This is a genomic window from Photobacterium obscurum, assembly GCF_026191635.1.
GTDB lineage: Bacteria > Pseudomonadota > Gammaproteobacteria > Enterobacterales > Vibrionaceae > Photobacterium > Photobacterium obscurum.
In genome coordinates, this window is the sequence record NZ_JAKRRW010000023.1 from 19,313 (window position 1) to 36,682 (window position 17,370).

The following is a 17,370-nucleotide window of genomic DNA, read 5'->3' on the forward strand; positions in this document are numbered from 1 at the left end:
GTTGGGAAAAAGAGTCAGCCCAGGCTGACTCTTTTTTTTGCGGATAAACCTTATAGTTCAAGCGTCAGAATTTTGGAACGGCGCTGGAAGTTATACAGTGCCTTTTTGGCCATGGGTAGCTGCTCGACATTGCATTCGGCAAATCCCTGTTCCCGGAACCAGTGCAGGCTGCGGGTCGTGAGCACAAAGATCTGTTTTAGCCCTTGTTCCTTGGCTTGCTGGCGCAGCCGGTTAAGCAGCAGGGCTCCCCGGTCGCCATCACGGTAATCCGGGTGCACTGCCACACATGCCATCTCGGCCATCTTTTCTTCGACAAACGGGTACAGTGCGGCGCAGCCGATGATCAGGCCATCACGCTCAACAATGGTGAACCGCTCGATTTCCTGCTCCAGTTGCTCGCGCGAGCGGCGTACCAGGATCCCGTCTTGTTCCAGAGGACGAATTAGTTCCAAAATCCCGCCGATATCATCGATACTGGCTTCGCGGACTCTTTCGGCACTGGCCATGACTATCTGGGTGCCGATGCCGTCGAAGGAGAACAGTTCCTGGATCAGGGCACCGTCTTCCTTGTAGCTGATCAGATGGCTGCGTGGAACGCCTGCCCGGCAGGCACTGATTGCCCCGCGGAGAAAACGGCCGGTTCCGCAGTCATCGGTATTGCTATCGACCAGTTGCTGTAGGGCATGTTCGGCTTCACTGGGCAGCATCTCGGAGGCGACATTTCCACTTTCATCTATTACCCCCTGCTCGGAGCAAAAACCGATCAGCTTGTCTGCTTTTAGGCGGATTGCAAGCTGGGTGGCTACCTCTTCCGAGGTCAGGTTAAAGCACTCACCGGTCACTGAGCTGGCGACCGGCCCCAGCAGTACAATTGCTTGCTGGTCGAGCTGACGGTTGATGCCCTCGATATCGATCCTGCGGATCCGGCCACTGTGGTGGTAGTCGATACCCTCATCAATCCCCAGCGGCTGGGCGATAATGAAATTCCCGCTAACGACATTGATCTGTGAGCCGGCCATTGGCGTGTTGTTGAGGCCCATCGAGAAACGGGCGGTAATATCGAGCTGGAGCTGTCCTGCAGCCTGTTTGGCCAGCTCCAGGGTGCGCTCGTCGGTAACGCGAATGCTCTTATGGTAAGGGCTCGAGTAACCGTGGGACTTCAGAAGCTGGGAGATTTGCGGACGGGCGCCATATACGACGACAATACGTAGCCCGAGGCTGTTCAATAGGGCGATATCATTGACGATATGGGAAAAATTAGGGTGGGCAATAGCCTCCCCGCCCAGCATGATCACGGTGGTTTTGCCATTGTGGGCATTCATATAGGGAGCGGACTGGCGAAATCCTTTGACTAGGTCGGTACTTCTCAGCTTCACGTTGATACATCCATGTCTATTCTGTAGGCTTCACCAGCCAGGCCTGCGGTGAGTGCAGGGTAAGCTGATAATCCCCATAATTATGCATACATAGTGGCTAATTATCTGCAACTGTTCAAGAGGCAGCTTTTGGTGGGCACTCAGAGGCACCTGGTTTTTTGGATTCAAGATCCCGTTATCGTATTAATGGGGGAGCTTTTTACCTCTATGATGTCAGCGATCGGTTATATTCATTTCTGATTTTAACTAGTTAACAGCAATATGAAGAAAGATAAGTATAAAAAAAGACAGGTAGCCCTATTGGTGGCGACAATTACAATTGGACTTATCTTCTCTACATTACTGGCTGTCGGTGTCATTGATAATGAGGTGTTTGCAGAGGAGCCTCCAATCAGCCTCAACGGCGTATGGGTCGAGCTGGATGTTGCTCCTTACGTGGCGGATCGGTTTGAGATTCGTCCGGAAGGGGTATTTGTTGATGGACGCCAAGTCAATACGCACTATGAGTGGGACGGCAGCACGCTAAAGTATCGTCTTGGTGAAGATGACTATGTTTATACCTACTTGTCTGAGCGGCTTATTCGACAGAAGCCAGCTCATTATATTTCCTCTTTTGCCCGAGAAGTGGTGTTTCAGTAACCACTCAATCTGGCGTCGTCCGTTACCTATGGCCAGCATTGGCCGACAGTGTGCGCAATAGGTTAATCACCGTGGCTTGTTTCAGGGCGACCTGCCAACACTGGCAAGGTTACGTACCCATTGATACTCGATTGAGTTGGTGTTTATCAAGGGTCATTACCGATTTTCATCCCTGCCGCCATTTCCGCTTTCCTTTCGTTCTGTTCTTATAGACATATTACGTATTACGCTTTTTATTAAAGGCGGCCTGAACATGACACTCCTATAACTGTGTGGTCATACGGCTATCTTTTGCTTTAAAAAACAGAGCGCTGACACAGCCTTTGAAAAATTTTGTAAAATATAGTCACTTTATTGCATCTATCGCTTTAGGCATACTTGGCGATAATGCCCCTTATAATTTCATAGGCCTTTACCGTGTTTCGTAAAGCAACAATTGCAATGTTAATTCTTGGCTTGGTGGGATGTGCCAAGCCGACTGACCGCGGTCAGCAGTATCTGGACGGCAGCTTTGATCAGGTGCTTAATCAGGTATCGACGGTAGAGTCTGACAAACCAAGGGACTACAGCCAGTTTAGCCAGCAGATGGCGAAGGTGATCGAACGGTCGCCGTCAATGGCAGGCCAATATCAGGCTTTGTACCGCCAGATCGAAAACTGGGCCGAGCAAAGCGGGGATCCCGCACTGCTGGGTAACTACGGTATTCAGCTGGCACAGATGGGGGGCGGTGATAGCAACGGTAACGTGATGTTTACCGGCTATTTCTCTCCGGTGATAGAACTGCGTCATGAGCAGGACGAGACATTCCGCTATCCGGTCTATGCGATGCCGACCTGCGAGGAGCAATGTCCGAGCCGGACGGAAATCTACGCCGGGGCTTTGCAAGGGCAAGGGCTTGAGCTTGGGTATAGTGCCTCAATGCTGGATATCTTCATGATGGAAGTGCAAGGCAGCGGCTTTGTTCATTATGAAGATAATGATCAGTTGCAGTATTTCGCCTACAACGGCAAGAACGGCCACCGCTATGTCAGTATCGGCAAGGTGCTGATTGAGCAAGGTGAGGTGCCACGTGAGAAAATGTCGCTGAAAGCGATTGAGGAGTGGGTACAGCGCCAGGATGAAGCCACGGTTCGGGAACTGCTTGAACAGAACCCGTCATATGTGTTCTTCAAGCCGCAGGATAGCCTTGAGGTGATGGGTACTGCGGGGATCCCGCTGCAGGCACATGCCTCGGTTGCAGCCGATCGTGACTACCTGCCGATGGGCAGCGTGCTGTTGGCGGAAGTGCCGCAGCTCGATCCTGAAGGGAATTGGAACGGCCAGCATGTGCTTAAACTCTTAATGGCGCTAGATACTGGCGGTGCCGTGAAGAAAAACCACCTCGACTTATATCATGGCATGGGCACACAGGCCGGCATTGATGCAGGCCATTACAAGCACTTTGGCCGGGTATGGAAGCTGGGGCTACAGGGCAGTGTCACCGAGCAGCCTTGGTTAACAGCCCAGCAGTAGCCAGAAATCAGCTAGTGGGCTCGGCGGGAGGGTGAGCTCACGGACTGGACAATTGTTACCAGAGCGCGTATAAAACGCGCTCATTCTTTATCTGAACGACCCTAGCTATCTGTGAATAACTTATGCGTGAATTAGAAGCTCCAGCCTCAGACAACTACAACCAACGTTTTGGTGGCACCCGCCGTTTATATGGCAACAGCGAGGTAGAAATACTGCGTGCTGCCCATGTGTGCGTGATTGGTATCGGCGGTGTGGGTTCATGGGCCGCAGAAGCTTTGGCACGTTCAGGTATCGGCGAGTTGACCCTGATTGACATGGATGATGTTTGTGTGACCAATATCAACCGCCAGATCCATGCGATGACGGGAACGGTCGGCCAGAGCAAGATTGAAGTGATGGCGGAGCGTATCAAGCTGATCAACCCGGAATGTAAAGTTAACCTGATTGATGATTTCATTACGCCGGAAAATATTCCGGAGTACATCGATAGCCGTTATGACTATATTCTTGATGCCATTGACAGCATGAAACCCAAGGCGGCGTTGCTGGCGTACTGTAAGAGTAATAAGTTCAAGGTGATCACTACCGGCGGTGCGGGTGGCCAGATAGACCCGACCCAAATTCAAATCACGGACCTGACCAAAACAATCCAAGACCCATTAGCGAAGAAGCTACGTGATACCTTGCGTCGTCACCACAATTTCCCGAAGAATCCGAAGCGCAAATTTGGTATCGACTGTGTGTTTTCGACCGAGCAGTTGAAGTATCCACAGGCGGATGGTTCGGTATGCAATGTCAAAGCGACGGCAGAAGGTCCTAAACGTATGGACTGTGCCAGCGGTTTTGGTGCAGCAACCATGGTGACTGCAACTTTTGGTTTTGTCGCGGTATCACGTATTTTGCAGAAGCTGATTGCAAAGCATTCTAAGTAGAGCGGCTCTAAGGTTCTAGGAGAAGCTGGCTCTGGGGAAGAGCAAGAGCTTGATTTTTCTTTTCGGTTTTTGTGCCTGCTTGCGGGATCCAAAAACAAAAAAAGCGAGAGTTAATACAGACTCTCGCTTTTTTATTCCCGCTTCTTGAAACGCAGTGTAAACCGCCTCCAAGGCGAGCCTTCCTACGCTCCGGCCAGTGTTTTAATCTGCCCCACAATCGCCCACAGTCCGTTGCCGCGTGACGGGCTGAGGTGCGCCATTAGGCCGAGGCTGTCAAAATAGCCGTCAATATCAAACGCCCGGATTTCCGAGGCCGTTTTTCCCTCATAGGCCGCCAGTACCAAGGTGATCAGGCCGCGTACGATACGGGCATCAGAGTCCGCGGCAAAGTGGAAAATCTCGCCATCCTGCTGGTGGGCCAGCCATACCTGACTTTCACACCCGCTGACTTTCAGCTGTTCCTGCTTTAACGAGTCAGGCAGGGCCGGTAGCTTTTTACCAAGCTGAATGACATTGCGGTATCTGTCTTCCCAGCCATTAGCCGCCTGCATCTGGGCAATGATGGACTTGGTAGTTACTTCCGTGCCGAAAGGGTGGGTAGGTAGTGTCATCGGTCTCTCCTAGAGCATGCTGCAGGCTTTGTGCAGTGCAGCAATAAAGCGTTCAACATCTTGTTCGGTATTATACAGCGCCAGTGATACCCTCAGGGTACCTGTTAGCCCGAGCGCATCCAGCATCGGGTGGGCACAGTGGTGGCCGGCACGCAATGCTATTCCTTGCTGATCCAGCAAGGTCGCAATGTCTTGGTGGTGAACACCGTCAACGACAAAAGAAAATAGGCTAGCCTCGGGCTGAAGGCCAACAATTCGCAGATCTTCGATGTCTTTGATACCGTCCAGCGCTTGCTGACGCAGGCTGTGGATATGAGCTTCTGCCGTCTGGTGATCTAATGCGGTTAGCCAGTCGATTGCAGCAGCAAGTGCCAGGCTGCCAGCAACATTAGGCGTACCGGCTTCAAATTTTCCCGGTAGTGCCGAGAACGTCGTGCCCTCGAAGGAGACTTTTTCAACCATTTTGCCGCCGCCGTGCCATGGCGGCATTGCTTCGAGCAACTCGCGTTTGCCGTAAAGGACACCGATACCGGCCGGAGCAAAGATTTTATGGCCGGAGAAGACGTAGAAGTCGGCATCGAGCGCCTGGACATCCACTTTTTCATGCGCCACGGCCTGGGCTCCGTCAATGACCGCCACTGCGTCAAACTGGTGGGCGGCAGCGATAATTTCCTCTATTGGGTTACGGGTGCCGGTGACATTGGTGATATGGGCCACGGCAACAATTTTGGTCTGTGCGCCGAGGCGCTGGTGGAAGGCCGTCATGTCGAGGGTGCAGTCTGCGTTCATCGGGATCTTGACGACCTTGGCACCGGTCTGCTCGGCCACGATTTGCCAAGGGACGATGTTGGCATGGTGTTCCAGCTCGCTGACCAGGATCTCGTCGCCCGGTTGCAGAACCTGTCGGGCGTAGGTCTGGGCAATCAGGTTCAGGGCCTCGGTAGCCCCGCGGGTCCAGATGATTTCTTTATTCTGCTCGGCGTTGATGAACTGCTGAACCGTGGTTCGTGCCTGCTCGAACTGTGTTGTCGCGGCTGCCGTTAAGGTGTGGCTGCCGCGGTGGACATTGGCGTTGTGACCACTGTAATACTGCTGAATGGTTTCGATAACAATTTTAGGCTTTTGTGTCGTCGCCGCACTGTCGAGATAGACGAGAGGCTGACCATTGCAGTCTTGGGCGAGGGCTGGAAACTGTTGGCGAATTTGGTTGATATCAAATTGAGCAGTCATGGTGAGTCACATTGCAATATAGAAGGAGGCGATCATGCCATTATTTGCCGCAAGAGCAAGGGCTAATACCAACACCTGCCGTCATTTTTCGTGAGCTGGGTATGCTGATATTAGCCTGAACTCGGTATTTTGAAGCTGTCTGGGTATATAAGGGTAATTATAATAGTACAGTCAAAGAGGCATGTTATCGTGGTTAGGGCGGGATAAAAAAAAGCACTGCGTTGGGGCGCAGTGCTAACAATAAACTTTGACAGACAGGTCAAAAATACAGGAAGTAAAATTGGTAGATTGACTACCTGTCCGGCACAACCCGGACAATATGCAAACACAACATCGCAACGCTGAGTGAGAACTAATGCCTGAGGGCAGAAACAGAACCTCCCTCACCGTTACGGAGCAAATCATATGGTTTATGTAGCACTTGAACAATGGACAATTTATAATGTTTAGCATAAAAAAAACTAATGCAGGAATAGTATGTCGAGACGTCTACCTCCACTCAACTCGCTGAAAGTGTTCGAAGCTGCGGCACGACACCTGAGTTTTACCCGTGCAGCCGAAGAGTTATTTGTCACACAAGCTGCTGTAAGCCACCAAATTAAAGCCCTTGAGGAATTTTTAGGGCTCAAATTATTTCGTCGTAGAAACCGGTCATTATTGCTGACAGAAGAAGGTCAAAGTTATTTTCTCGACATTAAAGACATCTTTTCTGCAATCTCAGATGCCACGGATAAGGTCTTGGAACGCGGCGCGAAAGGAGCGTTAACCATTAGTTTACCTCCTAGTTTTGCGATTCAGTGGCTGGTGCCGCGACTGGCCGATTTCAACGAGCAGCAGCCTGACATCGATGTCCGCATCAAAGCGGTCGATCTTGATGAGGGATCGTTAACGGATGATGTTGATGTGGCGATTTATTACGGTCGCGGCAACTGGCAGGGGCTGCGCGCCGACAAACTGTACCAGGAGTTTTTGTTGCCGGTTTGTTCGCCGATGCTGCTGACAGGCTCTAAGCCGCTGCATTCCTTGGCCGATCTTAAATACCATACCTTGCTCCATGATACCTCGCGTAAGGAGTGGAAGAACTTTGTCCGCCACCATGAAATTGTCGGTACCAATGTGAACCAGGGGCCGATTTTCAGCCACTCGACCATGGTGTTGCAGGCCGCCGTCCATGGCCAGGGCATTGCATTGGGGAACAATGTGCTGGCACAGCCTGAGCTGGAAGCCGGCCGTTTGGTTTGCCCGTTTGATGAGGTACTGATGAGCAAAAATGCCTTCTATCTGGTTTGTCAGGAGAAGCAGGCTGAAACCGGGCGTATACAAGCTTTCCGCGACTGGGTACTGGCCAAGGCTGCCCGTGAACAGGAGGATATGCCGGATGTCTGATAATAACGTATTGCCTCAATATCTAATCAATGAACCTGAAAATGCTGACGCCGTGGCCACCTTCCTGTTTGCCCATGGTGCCGGGGCAGGGATGGATCATGAATTTATGACCGCCATTGCTCAGGGGCTGGCCGAGCAGGGGATCCGCGTTGTGCGGTTTGATTTTCCGTATATGGTGAAGCGCCGCGAAGATGGCAAGAAGCGTCCACCGGACCGTCAGCCTAAGCTGCTGCTCGATTTCCAGCACCACATCAACCAGTTTGCCGATGGCAAGTTAGTGATTGGCGGTAAATCCATGGGGGGGCGGATGGCGACGATTATGGTCAGTGATCTCGCGGCGGAATCGCCGGATGTCGATAACTGTACGGATAAAGTACAGGGCGTTGCGTGTTTGGGCTTTCCTTTCCACCCGCCGGGCAAGCCGGAGAATTTCCGTGGCGAGCACCTCAAAAAGGCGACATTACCGACGCTTATCTTACAGGGGGAGCGTGATACCTTTGGTACCCGACCTGAAGTGGAAGGCTGGCAGTATGCTGATTCGGTTGCGGTTAAGTTCTTGCCGGATGGCGATCATAGCCTGAAGCCGAGAAAAGCGTCAGGCCATACAGAGCAAGGGAACCGTGATCTCGCTGTCGCACACCTTGCTGCCTTTATTAAGGAGTGCGTCAATGCCCAGTGAGCAACAGGCTCCCAGAATTATCTTACTTTTCGCGACGTTAAGCGGTGCCATTGCGGTAGCGTTGGGGGCATTTGCTGCCCATGGGCTGAAGGCACAACTGTCGCCGTACCTCATTGATGTGTTCAAAACCGGTGTCCAGTATCAAGCCTGGCACAGCCTTGCCTTGCTGGGTTGTGGAATCTGGGCACGCATTATGCCGACAAAAGCGGTATTATACGCAGCCCTGTTTTTTGCAGTGGGTATTTTGCTCTTCAGCGGCAGCCTGTATGCGCTGGCGTTGACGGGATTGAAATGGTTCGGCCCCATCACACCATTAGGGGGCATGTGTTTTATTATTGGCTGGGTAGTGCTTGCTGTGGCTGCCTGGCGTTCAGCTTGAGGGTTCAAAGTGAATCACGTTATATTGTACTGTCGTCCAGGCTTTGAAAAAGAATGTGCCGGTGAAGTTCAGGACAAAGCAAACAAACTGGAGTTGTATGGTTTTCCTCGGGCGAAAAGCAATACCGGTTATGTTGTGTTTGAATTTTATCAGCAGGGTGATGCCGAAAAATTCATTAAGCTACAACCCTTCTCTTCGTTAATTTTTGCTCGTCAGATGTTTGCTGCGGCGCCATTATTAACGGACTTACCGCAGGATGATCGTATCTCGCCGATCCTCGAGGTTGTTAAGGACTTTCCGCGCTGTGGCGAGCTGCGTATTGAAACGCCTGATACCAATGATGCGAAGGAGCTATTGAAGTTCTGCCGCAAGTTCACTGTGCCGCTTCGCCAGGCGATGCGCAAGAAAGAGATCCTGTACGCGAAAGATAACGCATGGAAGCCTGTGCTTCATATCTGCTTTATCGCACCGGGCTGCTGCTATGTCGGCTACTCGCTATCGAACAACAACTCGCAGTTCTTCATGGGGATCCCACGCCTGAAGTTCCCAGCCGATGCGCCAAGCCGCTCGACACTGAAACTGGAAGAAGCCTTCCATGTCTTTATTCCTCGTGAAGAGTGGGATGAGCGTCTGGCTTCCGGTATGTGGGGGGTAGATCTGGGGGCTTGTCCAGGTGGCTGGACCTATCAGCTGGTCAAGCGCTCGATGTTTGTCCATTCGATCGATAACGGCCAGATGGCACAGAGCCTGATGGATACCGGTCAGGTGAAGCACCATGAGGTGGACGGCTTCAAGTTCGAGCCAGCACGTAAGAACGTCACCTGGATCGTGTGTGACATGATTGAGAAACCGGCACGCGTGGCTCACCTGATGGGTGACTGGATGATCAAAGCATGGGCGAAAGAGGCGATTTTCAACCTCAAGCTGCCAATGAAAGGCCGCTATGACGAAGTACTGCAGGATATCGAAAACCTCAAAGAGTACATGACTCAGAATGGCGTGAAATTCAAGCTGCAGGCGAAGCACCTGTATCATGATCGTGAAGAGATCACGGTACACATTCAGCGCCTGGATAACCGCTCGCCGCATTAATCGCGACAGTTTCGGTGAACGCTGAATAAAAAAAGCCATCATTGTTGATGGCTTTTTTCTATTGGTATTAGCTTGGCGCTTGGTAGCGAATATCTTGCAGGTTGAAACCAAGCTGGAGATCGGTTTTTAGCGTAGCGACCTGCTTGCTGGCCATGGCTGTTTCGTGGTGCTCGTCGACTTTTTTCTTCCACTTCGGCGGCAGATCTTCTGCGGCGAGAATAGCTTCGAGGTTCGGGTAAAGGGAAAGCAACTCGACAGCAGCTTTCGGGCCGATCCCCGGAATGCCCGGGATCTTGCTGGAGCTTATTCCAGCCAGTCCCCAGTAATCTGGCAACTGTTCGGCCTTCACCCCAAATTCTTTTTCGACGAACGGGCTGTCGAGCCAGCGGTGTTGGAAATAATCGCGGATTTGAAGGGTAGGACGGAGTAACTGGCAATAGCCTTTATCGGTGGAGACAATGGTGACCTGCTGGTCGCGATCGGCGACTTTCAGTGCCAGAGTAGCAACCAAATCATCGGCTTCATCACCATCAGACAGTAACGAGTCGACTCCCATGGTCATAAAGGCATCCTGAATAGTATCCATTCCCTCGAGCAGCTCCGGCGGCATAGGCTTGCGGCCTTCTTTGTAGTGCGGCAGGAGTTCGGCCCTCCAGCCTCGATCTTCCCCGTGATGATCAAAGACCGCCACAATATGGGTCGGGTTGCTACTGCTGATGATCTTGCCCAGCGCCTGGCAGCATACCCGGGCTGTATTTTGGACATCCGGTTCGCCGGGTTGGGCGGCATGGACGCGTCGGATAAGGTTTAGGGCATCAATAACAACAAGATGGATAGACATAATGGTGATTCAGTAGATCAATAAAGGGCCGATACAGGCCCTTTATTGTACGCATTGCGCGGTCAGAGTGTAACCGCTGATGGCACGATTACGTGACTATTTTCCCTGCGTTATTTGCCATTACCGTTACTCGGTGCGGTGATGATTTCGTAGCATGGCTCGTAATGGGAGCCGGGCAGTTTCATCCGCTGCTGCTCAACAAAACTTTTCAGCAGTTTATCCATTCGTTTCATTAATTTGAGATCACCGTTGATCTGGAATGGCCCCTTACGCTCGATCTCACGGATCCCCTCTTCTTTTACATTACCGGCAACGATCCCCGAGAAGGCCCGGCGCAGATTGGCTGCAAGGTGCTCTGGACGCTGGTTCATGTGCAGATCGAGACAGGCCATTGAATCATGGGTCGGCTCGAACGGTAGCTGAAACTCCGGCGGAATTTTCAGAGACCAGCTATAGCTGTAGGCATCGCCAGTCGCCAGTCGCTGTTCTTTGATTAATGGCATTGCCGATTTCATGACCCTAGCCACCTGTTCGGGATCATCGATGATAATTTGGTAGTGCTTGGTTGCGGCCTCGCCAAGGGTATCTCTGATAAAGCTGTCCAGAGTCCGGAAATAGGGCTCGCTTTCTTTGGGGCCGGTAAGTACCAGTGGCATTGGCAGGTTGGCATTTTCCGGTAACATCAGGATCCCAAGGATATATAGCAATTCTTCAGCGGTACCGGCACCGCCGGGGAAAATGACAATGCCGTGGCCGGAACGGACAAAGGCTTCTAAACGCTTTTCAATATCCGGCAGGATCACCAGCTCGTTAACAATCGGGTTTGGCGGTTCGGCCGCAATAATCGATGGCTCCGTCAGGCCAATAAAACGGCTGGAGTGATAGCGTTGCTGGGCATGGCCGATGGCTGCGCCTTTCATTGGGCCTTCCATCGCCCCGGGGCCGCAACCAGTACAGATGTTGAGCTCCCGCAGGCCCAGCTCATGGCCGACCTCACGGGTGTACTGATACTCTGCAGGGTTAATAGAATGCCCGCCCCAGCAGACAACAATATTCGGGTCTTCTCCGGAGCGCACGACCTGGGCGTTACGGAGCACACTAAATACAAAGTTGGTGATATGCGGCGAACTGGTCAGGTTGATATCGTTGCGCTGCTGAACATGCATATTGACGTACACAATATCACGCAGTACTGCGAACATGTGTTCTTGAATACCACGGATAATACGGCCATCGACGAAGGCGTGCTCTGGCGGATTGGTCAGCTCTAGCTTGATCCCGCGTTCCCTACGCATCACATTGATATTAAAGCACTTGTGTTTTTCCAGAAGTTCTTTGGAATTGTCGGTATGACTGCCGGAGTTGAGCACCGCCAGCGAGCAGTTTCGATAGAGACGGTATAGGTCGCTGGATGCGGTCGCTTTTAGGCGATCTACTTCGAGTTGTGATAGCAGATCCATGGCCCCGACAGGACTGATATGCGTAATCATGGTTACCTCCCTGGTCACGATGAAACGGCTTTACTCACGCTGTTCGAATTATTTTGGAAGAGTATGTGAACAGAGCCGGAGAGAAATTATCAGAGGTGTTTTTAAGACACTTGCATTGTTGCATATGTTTCTTAAAAATCAGTCTGTTATTTCACCATACACAGGGATGTGTGATTTGACCAGAAATTGATTTGTCAGATGATGGCTCGAATAGAATTATGCGCAGAGTGGGCGCTAGGAGATCCACAGCATACGGTTGCTGCCGGTACTTTTGGCACTGAACAGGGCTTTGTCCGTGCGCTCGACAATATCCGTTGGCGTATCATTGCCGGCAAACAGGGTGGCGCCAATAGATACACTTATTGAGATATTTTGTTCTCGGAAGCGGAATGGCAACTGAGTAACGGTTTCCCTGATCTTGTTAAGGCGCTTGTTGCGTTCTTCCTCGCTAATATCTGGCAAGATGAGCATAAATTCATCGTCACCGAAACGGGCGATAAAATCAGTTTCGCTCAGGGTTTGGCGAATGCTCCGCGCGAGGATCTTCAGTACCTTATCACCAGCAAGGTGGCCATAGCTGTCATTGACCTCTTTAAAGTTGTCAATATCAATCAAGGCAACACATACCGGGTGCTGATAACGCAGCCAGCGGCGATATTCATGTTCGAGGCGATCATTGAGGGCGGCACGGTTATAGACCCGAGTCAGGTTGTCGAGGAACATCTTGCGTTCCTGATCATTGAGTCGGCGGCGATGATCTTGAGTCTGCTCAAACAGGCTGTGAATTTTGTTCTCGTTATAGCCAAGCTGCTCGATCAGAGCCTTTTCGCGTTTTTCGAGTGCCCGGTTGCGTTCCGCAAGTACCAGCAGCTCCTTGGTGAGCTCTGTCACTGCCGGGCGCCATGTCTCAAGGTTCTTGTTATCCTTGATTCCCAGCTTAAAGGTGTTGGCTAGGCTGGCAAGCTCGGAGGTCATCTCGCTGCGGTGTTCGTACAGGGCCGAGCTCTGGCCGACACTTTGGTTGGTGGTTTTTTGCAGCGTTGCCAAGTCACTGTTCACACTATCGAGAAATTGCTGCGATGAGCGCCGTTCCTGATGGGTTCCGTCGAGTACCAGTCGAAGTACTTCCAGCGAGAGCTCGATCAGTGCCTGTGGTGATACTCCGATCAGCAGTCGGTTGCGAATATTCAGGAGTTTCTCACCTGATTCTCCATCAAAATCGAGCTCGGTGATCAGGCGCTGCAACTCACTGGTCAGTTGAAGCTGTAGATCATGATCCAGGCTATCTTTCATCACCATTGCGTCACTGGATACGGACATTAGCTTGAGGGCGCGCTGGTATAATTCCAGTAACCGGATCGCCTGTTTGTGGGTTTGGGCCAAGGTATCGAATGGCTGCCCGAGTATGTTGCGCAGCTCTCTTTTTAGCTGGGCAGGCAGGCCATGAACACGTTTCAGGGTTTCACCGCTTTGGAAAACCTGATGTTCCAGTTGCTGGTTTTCTTTTTCGGTAAAGCCGGCCTGACGAGTGACGAGACGCTCGATAATTGCCAAGCGCGGGATGAGTTTGCTGATATCTCTCTGCTGTTCCAGATCATGGCGAAGCTCGCTAAGCTTTTGATCCAGCTCATGATCCAGTCCACGACAGGCTACAGATAAACGGCTGATAAGTCGCTTAAGTATCACAATTTCGCGACGAGACTTCAGAGAAGCATCGCGGTATGACAATTGAGCTTGGTCTAAACGCAGCTTCAACTTACTCACTTCAGAAGCTACGGCGTTAATATCAGTCACGTTTCTTTAATAATACCTTGTAGTATTTAACCTTTTTTATCAGCTAGTTAGTCGTCATAATGACAAAACATGCTAGCAAATTCGATACGACAATTCATTGTTATCGGCGGGACCGCAGATAATTGCAGTACTTTAAATGATATTTTTGTCAAAATCGTGATCATTGTTCCAGTTGATTTCAGTGTTTGAGGAACTCTGTACTTTTACCAAACCATTATCAATTCCCTGCAGGCAGGCTTTGCGGATATTGTCACTGGCAAAGCTGGCGGCAGGAGCAGCGTCAATGGCGCTGAGGTGTACCCACTGACTACCTGGTTCTGTTTTGCTAATAAGGCGGGCCGCGTTGGCCGCCATCAGCAGGATATCCAGTAATTCATGATCATTTATTGCTGTATAGGCTCTTGGTAGGAATGGATATTCTGCCATCCCGATACGTACCCGGTGATCAATATTGCGCTGGCCCAGGAAGTTATCGACCAGTTGCTGAATCGAGTTGGCTAACTGGTTCGGTTCGGTATCTAACCGCGAGTTTGGTTCGATATAGAGGAACATGGCATCCGAGAAGTGGTACAGGCGAGCCGGTTCGCAAACCTGCTCCTTGAGATACTCACCAAATTGACGTTCCAGCTCCAGCCCCTGCTGATAGCCGTGCTCGAGGTAAATATGCTTGAGGAAAGGTACCTCAAGCAAGGCGAACCGCAGCCGATCACTGAGCGGCTCGTTGATGATCTCACCTAGGTGCCACTGTTCAAAGTTTGCACTGCTCTGCTGCAGAGAGTTTGGCAGACGGGCATTGAGCATACGCAGGTTGCGTAGGCCGCTGCGCGGGTGGGTATAAAATTCTGTCCGCAGGCGCATCAGGCGTGCCTGGAGCATCTTGGCGACACGGTGACGGCGGAGCAGAACAATGAGGGTCAACAGAATAAAAGTGAGCAGAAAGATGGTGACATTTTTCTGTTTGTACAAGGCCTTTTCATTCTCAAACTGTTGGCGCTCCATCTCTTCAAGCTGCAGTGAACGTTCCAGCATCCGTTGCTGCTGCTTGAACACCTCAACATTGCTTTTTACCTGATCTTCCTGCTTGCTGGAAAATAGTTGTTCGTAGCGGCGCTGGCTGAGCAGGGCGTTGTAATAGTCATTTTGCTGTTCAAACGCATTGGAGAGCTCGGACTCGCCCATTAGCTGCAGATCCAGATCGCCGAGCCTGCTAGAGGCAATCAAGCCAGCCTGAAGCGTCGAAACGGCTTTCTCAGCTCGCCCCTCCGCCAGCTCCAGTTTGCCTTGCAGGATCTGGGCTTCTGCCTGAATCGCCTCATTGCCGCTTTGCTTGGCCAACTGGCGGGTATGCTGGAGGTATTGCTCAGTTTTCGGGTAGTTGTATAGCTGCAGGTATACCCGGGCAATATTGAGGCGCAGCCGGGCTGAGCGAATATCATGTTTGAGTTGATTTTCCTGGTCCAAGGCATTGAAGTAATGAACAAGCGCCAGGTTGTAACGCCCTTGCTGCTCGTAAATTGAGGCAATCAGAGCCAAGGTTTTTGCCAGTGGCAGGGTACGGTTGAAGTGCTCGAAAAATTCGCCGGCCTGGGTCGCGTGTTCGAGTGCTTTATCAAAAACTTTGCGCTGCTCAAACAAGTTGGCCAATTCATAATTGGCAATGGCGATTTGGGCATTGTTTTCTTGTTCAACAGCCAGCCAGTAACCGCTTAACAGGCGGTCGAGGGCCAGGTCAAAATGGCGATGCAGCAGGTAATGGTGGCCAATTGTTAGCTGATAGTTGATTAGCTCGTTGTTATCATCGAGATTGACGAGGTAACGCTTGGCACGGGTAAAAAGTTTCTCGGCTTTATTTTCGTTGTTCTGGTGCGATTCGATGATCGCTCTTTGCAGTAGCGACTGGTACTGCAGGACTTTGACTTGCTTAGTGAGCTTCAGTGCCTCGGCACCTTCAATATCTTTATCTATCTGATCCAGCATGTTCAGTGCCACGGCACTGTTTTTTAGGTTGTCCCAGTAGATGCGGGCATGGATCAGCCGGGTCTCGAAGGTGGTAAAAGAGAGGTTGTTGTCTTTTGCTAGTTTCTCGGCTTCTTTGACAGTCTTGATTGCCGCTTCTGGCTGGTTAAGGAGTGAGTAGGCACGGGCTTTGATTTGCAGCGCGTTAATGGTATTGAGCGGTGTGCGAATGGTGTGATCGGTTTCGTCGTTCACATGAACGCGAGACAGTTCTTGCGGGTTGCTCAAGCGGCGCTGCTCAAGGTAGCGCTGGGTCATTTCCAGAGATTTGTCCGGGCTGGTTTGTAATAGATCGTTGGCATCAGCCAAAATTGGCGTGGTGTAGATTTTTGCATTTACAGTAAAAGAAGTGGCAAGGATGACTAGCGCACTTATCAGCCAACGGCTAAAACACATACTTATTCTTAAACCCAGAAAAACAGTAGTTCTAATATTACTGCCTTCAGGCATCAAGTCCAGCAAAGTACTCGTTTTTGCTGGACTTATTCTATCAAAGTCGCTTACTGACGGGCTAAACGGAAGTTGTTGCTCGGTGTTTTTCCCTGGTTAGTACGGTAAGGGTTGATATCCAGACCTCCACGGCGGGTGTAGCGCGCGTATACCGTAAGAAGCTCCGGCTGACAGTACTTCATCAGGTCGGTGAAAATTCGCTCGACACACTGTTCGTGGAACTCGTTGTGGTTACGGAAAGAGATCAGGTAACGCAGGAGTTTCTCGCGGTTGAGCTTCTTCCCTTTGTACGAAATTTTCACGCTGCCCCAGTCTGGCTGGCTGGTGATTAGACAGTTCGATTTCAGCAGGTGGCTGTTGAGCTCTTCGGTAATGACTTCTCCCTCTGCGGCACCTTCGAGGTAGGCAGGGTTGAATTCATAATCTGTGATCTCAATATCCTGGTTATCGATACATTCACCGCTGAAGTTAACGATCGGCTGGTTGTCGAAATCTTCCAGTGGCTGGATTGTGACATCGACATCTTCACCGGCACAAGCGGTTAGATCTTTCTGCAGGCTATCTGCGACTTCCTGCCAGCTGGCAAAGCGGGTCTGGTTGAAGCTGTTGAGGTACAGCTTGAACGATTTTGACTCGATTAGATTAGGGCTGCTTGCCGGCAGGCGGACTTCACCGATCGCGACCTGTGGCAGGCCTTTGCTGTTGAGCCAAGATAGCTCGTAAAGTGTCCAGATATCGTAACCGGTAAATGGTAGGCTGTCGCCCAACGCTAAATCATCGCGATTCAGGCTGCGTGGTACAGGTTGAAGTAGTGATGGGTCATACTGATCTTTGTACTCGGTGCTCTGGCCGAGAGTTAAACCTGCTAATTCTTTAGCGTCTTTATATTTGCTCATACTGTCCTGGACACTCTTGGATTAGAATAGGCAAAGTTTACTTAATC

Annotated in this window: 15 protein-coding genes; 7 read left to right on the forward strand and 8 right to left on the reverse strand. The window is 51.1% G+C overall.

From position 1 onward, the window contains the following. Nucleotides 1–50 precede the first annotated feature (50 nt). A complete protein-coding gene (gene argA, locus MD588_RS21210) occupies nucleotides 51–1,376 on the reverse strand; it encodes an amino-acid N-acetyltransferase (protein ID WP_265699707.1) in 1,326 nt (441 codons plus the stop codon). Nucleotides 1,377–1,679: 303 nt separating this feature from the next. Here argA and MD588_RS21215 point away from each other — a divergent pair, with 303 nt between their 5' ends. From MD588_RS21215 to tcdA, 3 genes are all read left to right on the forward strand, one after another. Beyond that, nucleotides 1,680–2,015 (forward strand): DUF2850 domain-containing protein, encoded by a 336-nt coding sequence (locus MD588_RS21215; protein ID WP_265699708.1) that lies wholly within the window; start codon nucleotides 1,680–1,682, stop codon nucleotides 2,013–2,015. A gap of 417 nt (nucleotides 2,016–2,432) precedes the next feature. Continuing rightward, nucleotides 2,433–3,527, forward strand: a complete 1,095-nt coding sequence (gene mltA / locus MD588_RS21220) for a murein transglycosylase A (RefSeq protein ID WP_265699709.1) — start codon at nucleotides 2,433–2,435, stop codon at nucleotides 3,525–3,527. Nucleotides 3,528–3,649: 122 nt separating this feature from the next. Next, nucleotides 3,650–4,459 carry a tRNA cyclic N6-threonylcarbamoyladenosine(37) synthase TcdA gene (tcdA, locus tag MD588_RS21225; protein ID WP_265699710.1) on the forward strand — a complete coding sequence of 270 codons (810 nt, stop codon included), beginning with the start codon at nucleotides 3,650–3,652 and terminating at the stop codon, nucleotides 4,457–4,459. A gap of 182 nt (nucleotides 4,460–4,641) precedes the next feature. On the opposite strand, the gene csdE is transcribed toward tcdA, so the two are convergent. Next, nucleotides 4,642–5,070, reverse strand: coding sequence for a cysteine desulfurase sulfur acceptor subunit CsdE (csdE, locus tag MD588_RS21230; protein WP_265699712.1), 429 nt, complete (start codon nucleotides 5,068–5,070; stop codon nucleotides 4,642–4,644). 9 nt (nucleotides 5,071–5,079) lie between these two features. After that, nucleotides 5,080–6,300: a cysteine desulfurase CsdA gene (csdA, locus tag MD588_RS21235; protein ID WP_265699713.1), complete on the reverse strand. Its 1,221-nt coding sequence runs from the start codon at nucleotides 6,298–6,300 to the stop codon at nucleotides 5,080–5,082. Nucleotides 6,301–6,777: 477 nt separating this feature from the next. On the opposite strand from csdA, the gene MD588_RS21240 reads away from it, so the two are divergent. From MD588_RS21240 to rlmM, 4 genes are read left to right on the forward strand one after another with little or no spacing between them, the layout of a single operon-like run. After that, entirely contained in the window at nucleotides 6,778–7,686 is a 909-nt protein-coding gene (locus tag MD588_RS21240; RefSeq protein WP_265699715.1) for a transcriptional regulator GcvA, read from the forward strand. Continuing rightward, nucleotides 7,679–8,365 (forward strand): alpha/beta family hydrolase, encoded by a 687-nt coding sequence (locus MD588_RS21245; RefSeq protein WP_265699716.1) that lies wholly within the window; start codon nucleotides 7,679–7,681, stop codon nucleotides 8,363–8,365. Before MD588_RS21240 ends, MD588_RS21245 begins: the two co-directional genes overlap by 8 nt. Beyond that, a complete protein-coding gene (locus MD588_RS21250; protein WP_265699717.1) occupies nucleotides 8,355–8,744 on the forward strand; it encodes a DUF423 domain-containing protein in 390 nt (129 codons plus the stop codon). Before MD588_RS21245 ends, MD588_RS21250 begins: the two co-directional genes overlap by 11 nt. A 9-nt stretch (nucleotides 8,745–8,753) precedes the next feature. Then, complete coding sequence (gene rlmM / locus MD588_RS21255) at nucleotides 8,754–9,836, forward strand: 23S rRNA (cytidine(2498)-2'-O)-methyltransferase RlmM (protein WP_265699718.1); 1,083 nt, start codon at nucleotides 8,754–8,756, stop codon at nucleotides 9,834–9,836. 67 nt (nucleotides 9,837–9,903) lie between these two features. Here rlmM and xni read toward each other — a convergent pair whose 3' ends face one another. The 5 genes from xni to queF all read right to left on the reverse strand — a co-directional run bounded on the left by xni (nucleotide 9,904) and on the right by queF (nucleotide 17,323). Next, nucleotides 9,904–10,677 carry a flap endonuclease Xni gene (gene xni, locus MD588_RS21260; protein WP_265699719.1) on the reverse strand — a complete coding sequence of 258 codons (774 nt, stop codon included), beginning with the start codon at nucleotides 10,675–10,677 and terminating at the stop codon, nucleotides 9,904–9,906. Between the two features lie 110 nt (nucleotides 10,678–10,787). After that, nucleotides 10,788–12,167 (reverse strand): nucleotide 5'-monophosphate nucleosidase PpnN, encoded by a 1,380-nt coding sequence (gene ppnN, locus MD588_RS21265; protein WP_265699721.1) that lies wholly within the window; start codon nucleotides 12,165–12,167, stop codon nucleotides 10,788–10,790. 234 nt (nucleotides 12,168–12,401) lie between these two features. Further along, nucleotides 12,402–13,961 (reverse strand): GGDEF domain-containing protein, encoded by a 1,560-nt coding sequence (locus tag MD588_RS21270; protein WP_265699722.1) that lies wholly within the window; start codon nucleotides 13,959–13,961, stop codon nucleotides 12,402–12,404. Between the two features lie 132 nt (nucleotides 13,962–14,093). Next, complete coding sequence (locus MD588_RS21275) at nucleotides 14,094–16,373, reverse strand: tetratricopeptide repeat-containing diguanylate cyclase (protein WP_265699723.1); 2,280 nt, start codon at nucleotides 16,371–16,373, stop codon at nucleotides 14,094–14,096. A 104-nt stretch (nucleotides 16,374–16,477) separates the two neighbouring features. Further along, nucleotides 16,478–17,323, reverse strand: coding sequence for an NADPH-dependent 7-cyano-7-deazaguanine reductase QueF (queF, locus tag MD588_RS21280; protein WP_265699724.1), 846 nt, complete (start codon nucleotides 17,321–17,323; stop codon nucleotides 16,478–16,480). Nucleotides 17,324–17,370: the final 47 nt, after the last annotated feature.

Bases quoted from the DNA above. Each gene is read 5' to 3' on its own strand.
- tcdA (WP_265699710.1), top strand. From the start codon at position 3,650: ATGCGTGAATTAGAAGCTCCAGCCTCAGACAACTACAACCAACGTTTT.
- csdE (WP_265699712.1), bottom strand. From the start codon at position 5,070: ATGACACTACCTACCCACCCTTTCGGCACGGAAGTAACTACCAAGTCC.
- csdA (WP_265699713.1), bottom strand. From the start codon at position 6,300: ATGACTGCTCAATTTGATATCAACCAAATTCGCCAACAGTTTCCAGCC.
- MD588_RS21240 (WP_265699715.1), top strand. From the start codon at position 6,778: ATGTCGAGACGTCTACCTCCACTCAACTCGCTGAAAGTGTTCGAAGCT.
- MD588_RS21245 (WP_265699716.1), top strand. From the start codon at position 7,679: ATGTCTGATAATAACGTATTGCCTCAATATCTAATCAATGAACCTGAA.
- MD588_RS21250 (WP_265699717.1), top strand. From the start codon at position 8,355: ATGCCCAGTGAGCAACAGGCTCCCAGAATTATCTTACTTTTCGCGACG.
- xni (WP_265699719.1), bottom strand. From the start codon at position 10,677: ATGTCTATCCATCTTGTTGTTATTGATGCCCTAAACCTTATCCGACGC.
- ppnN (WP_265699721.1), bottom strand. From the start codon at position 12,167: ATGATTACGCATATCAGTCCTGTCGGGGCCATGGATCTGCTATCACAA.
- MD588_RS21275 (WP_265699723.1), bottom strand. From the start codon at position 16,373: ATGTGTTTTAGCCGTTGGCTGATAAGTGCGCTAGTCATCCTTGCCACT.
- queF (WP_265699724.1), bottom strand. From the start codon at position 17,323: ATGAGCAAATATAAAGACGCTAAAGAATTAGCAGGTTTAACTCTCGGC.